The sequence below is a fragment of the Pseudomonas viridiflava genome (assembly GCF_003702045.1).
Classification (GTDB): Bacteria; Pseudomonadota; Gammaproteobacteria; order Pseudomonadales; family Pseudomonadaceae; genus Aquipseudomonas; species Aquipseudomonas viridiflava_C.
This window is the reverse complement of the sequence record NZ_RBTP01000074.1, coordinates 1-5,311: the sequence shown is the minus strand read 5'-3', so window position 1 is coordinate 5,311 and position 5,311 is coordinate 1. Positions and strand designations below refer to the sequence as shown.

Genomic DNA, 5,311 nt, shown 5'->3' with positions numbered 1-5,311 from the left:
TGCGCCGGGCACCATTGATATCAAGGGCGCGAAGAAGACGTTCAGCGGGCCGGCGCAGCTCAACCGTGAGAATCCGGCCTGGCCTGAGTCGTCTGTGACGCAAAGCTTGTCATTTTTTGCCGGGAATACAAATGCGGGAAGCTCCAGCGCTTGGTCGGGTATGCCTTACAAACTTTATGCTGGCAGCTCAATGATCAAGCAAGGGGTAATGGACAAGACCGGGATGATTGATGTCGATCACCATCCGACGACAACGGACTATACCGTAGAACTGGCAAACGGCGTCAGCTATGACATACCCGTAGGCGGACAATACAAGGGGGAACAGAAAAATGCCGAGCTGGCTAATAGCGGGTTTCACCGTCACGAAAATAAATCTCATCCGGATGTAAATCAACCCGGAACTCGTAGTCTCTTTAGAGACAGCTATGCATCGCTCAACAATCCAAATTCAGACGAGGCTTAAATGAAATCGTCCAACTCAATTACCTCTCCGATCGCTACAGGTAAAACAACATCAACTACCTTAAACCTCCCGTGGTTTTTACAAAGTACGGAGTACCACCCGGTCCCAGCAACATTTGAGCCCTTGGTAAACGGGGAGCGTGCGTTCGGCGCACTTTATGATGCGATCATGGCCGCCACCGTAAGTATCGATTACATTTGCTGGGGCTTCCAGCCTTCAATGTATTTTAAACGTAATGGAAACACTAGTGACCTATGCATAGGGGATCTACTAGTAAAAAAAGGCGCTGAAGGCGTTAAGGTCAGAATTCTATGCTGGTATCTTCCTGCAGCGCAGATCATGGAAAATCCAACGCCCGGCGATAACTTAATAAGTTATTTTTCAAAAGGTAAGCAAAACCGTAATGACGCGCAAGAAGAGTATGATAAGCAGTGGTATGGGCAAGCACGCATTACTGGAGTAGGTGATAAGAACACTGCAATGAAAAACTCAAAATACTACTTAAAAAATGTTGAGTTTGCGACTCGAGATTTTGGATTTATTGAGCGCGTAGAAATTGCATGGCAACTTCTCGTAAACGGTGAAGATAAGAATGGTACAAAAACCAATAAATTCATGAGCACTTTGGCGATGTCTGGTGCGCCTACCCACCACCAAAAGATGGTTCTCATTGATTATGAAAAACCAGAAAATGCCGTCGGCTTTGTAATGGGGCATAACACTTTAGATGCTTACTGGGATAAAGACAATCACAGCTATGCGAGAATGCACGCTCAATTTGGACGAAATGGTGCCACTCCTCGGCAGGATATTTCCAGTAAAGTGACAGGACCGATTCTTGAACATCTCAACCACAATTTCTGTCAAGCATGGAAGCGTCAAACAGGTATAAACCTGCTATCTAAAAGAAAAAATATTGCAGGGCAGTTAAAACCTCGATCTGAGGCTGGAACGCCCATAATGGCACAGTTACTTCGGACCCAACAACAAGAAGGCGTGCACGACATTAAAGCGCTTTATTTAAAAGCGACTAACAACGTCACAAACTACATATACATGGAAAATCAATATTTCAGATGGGAACCTATTGCAACGGCAATAAAAAACTCCGCGCAGAAGCAGCTAGAGTGGGGCAGAAGCCATGCAAAACATGGAGCAATTTACCTATTCGTCGTCACTAACTCAAGCGACGAAGGAATGGGTGATGGCTCAATGAACACTTACAGAATGTTGAAAAGTCTAGGCCGGAAAGATGTTTTGCCTACCGTTTCAAAGCTTGAACGAGACGATAGCCTAGACGAACAGCTAAATAAAGCGCGCTTGGAAACAATTAACGCCAAACAATCTTTATCATCATTAAACTATACTACACAAAACTTAATAGAACCCAAGCTCTTCCAAAAGATGAAAGAAGAGCGTGAAGCAAAAGTTGTGGCTGCAGAAGCTAAGCAGAAGCAACTTGAGGCGTCGATCCCACTTAAGAAAGGAATGGCTATTGTACCGGTAGAGATCCCAGGACTTAAAGTTCATATATGCACATTAGTTGCTCCTGACTCACCGCCCGACAACTGGATGCCCGTTTACATCCATAGCAAGTTAGCGATAATCGATGATGTGTTCACTACTTTAGGCTCTGCAAATATTAACATACGCAGCATGGAGGTTGACAGCGAGTTAAATATCTGCCACGAGAGCCCTGCTTTGTCAAAGCCTCTACGCCAGCACCTATGGGATATACATACAAAGGGGATGGGTGCACAAGACGATGCAGCGGAAGCATTTGACAGCTGGCAAGATATCATTGTGGAGAATAAGGCTCGCCAAGAGCAAAACAGAATACCTTCAATCGATGAAAAAAAATCCCCTTACGCTTCGCTAATAGAATTCTACCGCGATAGCCCAGCACGCAAAAACCTGGATTAGAAATGCATTATTATATATTTCTTACATGTCTTTTTTTTAGCATTATAACTACAGCATCAGCGGAGAACACGATGCAAACTCAGACTGACACAATCAAAACGCATAATGACCTAGCATTTCAATGTCATCGAGAAGCAGATTTGCTTCCACCATTAGACCCAGACGCAGATAGGCTTTACAAATACGGTCTTTTCCTTGAACAAAAGGAAGGACCAAAAAACCTGAATGAAGCAGCAAAATACTATCGTATTGCCGCATCGTATGGTCACTATAAAGCTTCTACAAATTTGCAGATGCTTATTTCTCAGGGCCTAGCTAGCTCTCCAGATCCGCAGAAGGAAACAATTGATTTAGTTGAAAGCTCTATCGATCAGGGCATACCTGGAGCTTATTATGATATGGCACATTACCTTGAGATAGGTTATGGCGTAGAGCAAGATCACGATAAGTCGAACGCCTATTTCCGTAAGGCGGCAGACTTGGGAAACCCTGACGCGCAGTTTTATGTCGCAAATTTGCTAGGTCGTGCAACGGGTGCACATATGGTAATGACAGAGATGCGTCGTTGCGCCGCGTCCCAAGGGCACGGGCGCGCGGCGCAAGATTTAGCAGCTTTTCTACGCGTAGGTGCCAAGTACAAAGAAGCTTTGGAGGTTTATCAACAAGGCGTAAAATCAGGAGATTCTGCTTCAGCCAGAAAACTTGGAAAAGCTTTTGACGGCCCGCTAACGGAAGACAATCTTTATTACATGGCATTGAATGCTGATCAAGATCGCTCAGCAAGATACAAAAAAATAAGTAAATTTTTAGCGGAAAACGAGCAGCTTGGTGCGAAGTTGCCCGACATTGATTCTATCGTACCTCTTCCACCCGCCGAGCTACCCAATTGGGACGGTTCGTTTCAATGGCAGAAAGAGCGTGAATCGAAAGCAGAACCAGCAAAGCCCGACCAAGATTTAATTAAGCGCCTAAGTGCAGAAAAACATCTTGATCCAGAAACCGGTCTCAGGCTATCAAAAAATTGAGCAACACTAACTACCCTAAAGTGCAAAATCAACTTTACTAACGAACAGCAAATGCCGAGCCTCTTAGGGTGTATATATTACAGTCATTCTGACACTCCCGGTTTACGGGGCATACTATGCCCCGCTCAAAGCAATAATATTTTTAACTACCGGAAAAAGACCTTTAACTAACATTCCCAAGTACCAATTCTCAACATCAGTCGCTTTATCGCTCACAGGAGCTCTTTGCTCATTCTTTCTGAGTGCAGCCAATAAAAATATAAAATTCTTACCCTATTATCTACCACCTCCTTTCAATTAAATTCAAAAACCAAATTGGACCATCACTGAATATTTTATATTATATAGATGCAAGCAAAAGCCTAATACTAAATGCTTGCTCACTTATTCCACTATGTAATCAATATCGTGAAAGAGTAAAAATGTATGCCGATCACCCAAAAGAAAAAGATTTATAAAATTTTGGCATTTGGGCTCGCGATAGCTTTGCCATCAACCCTCGGATTAAGTAGCAAAGGACCGCCAAAGAAAAAACCTCACCGTCAAAGCAGCCAAGTATATTCAGTCACTCTTGGCCGATTCAACTTAGATATCCCTGAAAGTATGGAACTCGCAGATATTGCACTGAATAAGGATGCCCCCCCTATAAAGGTTTACTTTGATTACATAAAGCCGCGCGCAGAACAATTGATCAACAGCTCATTAGCGACGATAAAAAATAATGAGGTAGGCCGTAAAACCATAGAAAAACCTGCTGAGATATTACAACCATCCGACGATACGTGGCTGATTGCATACAATCACAAACGTCTAACAGGTGTTGATGTTTATGGCAAACCTATGGATGAGGTTTCAAATAGCTCCCTAGGATTTGTGTGAAAAAAAATGTGGTGCTGGAGATAGGTGGCGAACGAACCTTAAGCGCTCCATCGCGCATTGCTTAGCTTATGTCACGTTTTCATGCCTCTGAGAATATGCATAGTGGATTTTGCTTTGTAAAAGGCTGCATTGACGGGAAAGAAAATGAGCGAGAGTCCTTAAGCGCTTTTTTTGAAGACACTGACAACAAAGGGTTTATTATCGAATTCAAGATCGACGCCTACCAAGGCGAACCTAACCCTCCTCTTTCTGATCGGACACCCAGTATCCCTGACTTAGAATTACCCGGTGCGCTAAAGTGGCTTAGCGACTCAGAGAATAGAATCAAAAAATTTAAAAATTCCAGTAGAGTGATACACGACTTTAAGGGAGAAGAGATCATTGAAGGCACCACTAAAAAACTGAATGGCACCTACTTAACTTAAATCACCGGTATGTGGTACTACCCCGGCATGCCGGAAGACATTCAGAAACCAGAAATCAGGATAACCGCGACTTACTCGTTTACCTCCGATCATTTACCTGAAAACGCTCCTGGTTTTCCAACCCGATCACAAGACGGTTTGACTGAAGAAGAATTTCTCTCAGCCTGGAACAATTTACTTGAGTCTTTCCATCCGAACAAACTTTAAAAACCGGACAACTAAGCTATCTATATGCACATTCTTGCTTGGGTCCTAAAGCTTCTCATAGAAAACTAGACCTACCCGCCAACTCTGAAATAACAGCCGACTATAAAATTTATAATGAAAAAATAGAACTCATCAGCAAGAATGGAAAATCACAATTAGAAGCCAACATCGCCAACACCATAAGCAAATTAAATACAGGCGCTGCTCGTGGCAAGTCCGATACCTATGAGCGGACCGTCACACTTAGTAATGGAAGCGCTCTTGTCTTATATCAGCGTAAGGATTCCTATACAATCAATGCGTATTTGCTAACGTTTAAAAACACTTTATACCAAATGGACGCCGCTGCGATATCGGACCAAAATCTAGTGTGCTGTTCGCGAAAT

General features: G+C 43.3%; 4 protein-coding genes and 2 pseudogenes. All 6 read left to right on the top strand.

What is annotated here, in order from left to right; translation table 11 throughout:
- Positions 1-466 (top strand): annotated as a pseudogene (locus tag ALP40_RS22940) (type VI secretion system tip protein VgrG); the annotation flags it as partial.
- Positions 467-2,389, top strand: coding sequence for a phosphatidylserine/phosphatidylglycerophosphate/cardiolipin synthase family protein (locus ALP40_RS22935; protein WP_122210439.1), 1,923 nt, complete (start codon positions 467-469; stop codon positions 2,387-2,389). It begins immediately after the preceding pseudogene.
- 2 nt (positions 2,390-2,391) lie between these two features.
- Positions 2,392-3,414: a DUF6396 domain-containing protein gene (locus ALP40_RS22930; protein WP_122210438.1), complete on the top strand. Its 1,023-nt coding sequence runs from the start codon at positions 2,392-2,394 to the stop codon at positions 3,412-3,414.
- 426 nt (positions 3,415-3,840) lie between these two features.
- Entirely contained in the window at positions 3,841-4,293 is a 453-nt protein-coding gene (locus ALP40_RS25910; protein ID WP_259640744.1) for a hypothetical protein, read from the top strand.
- Positions 4,294-4,361: 68 nt separating this feature from the next.
- Positions 4,362-4,718, top strand: a complete 357-nt coding sequence (locus tag ALP40_RS25905; protein WP_310887073.1) for a T6SS immunity protein Tli4 family protein — start codon at positions 4,362-4,364, stop codon at positions 4,716-4,718.
- A 245-nt stretch (positions 4,719-4,963) separates the two neighbouring features.
- Positions 4,964-5,311, top strand: a pseudogene (locus ALP40_RS25675) (hypothetical protein); the annotation flags it as partial.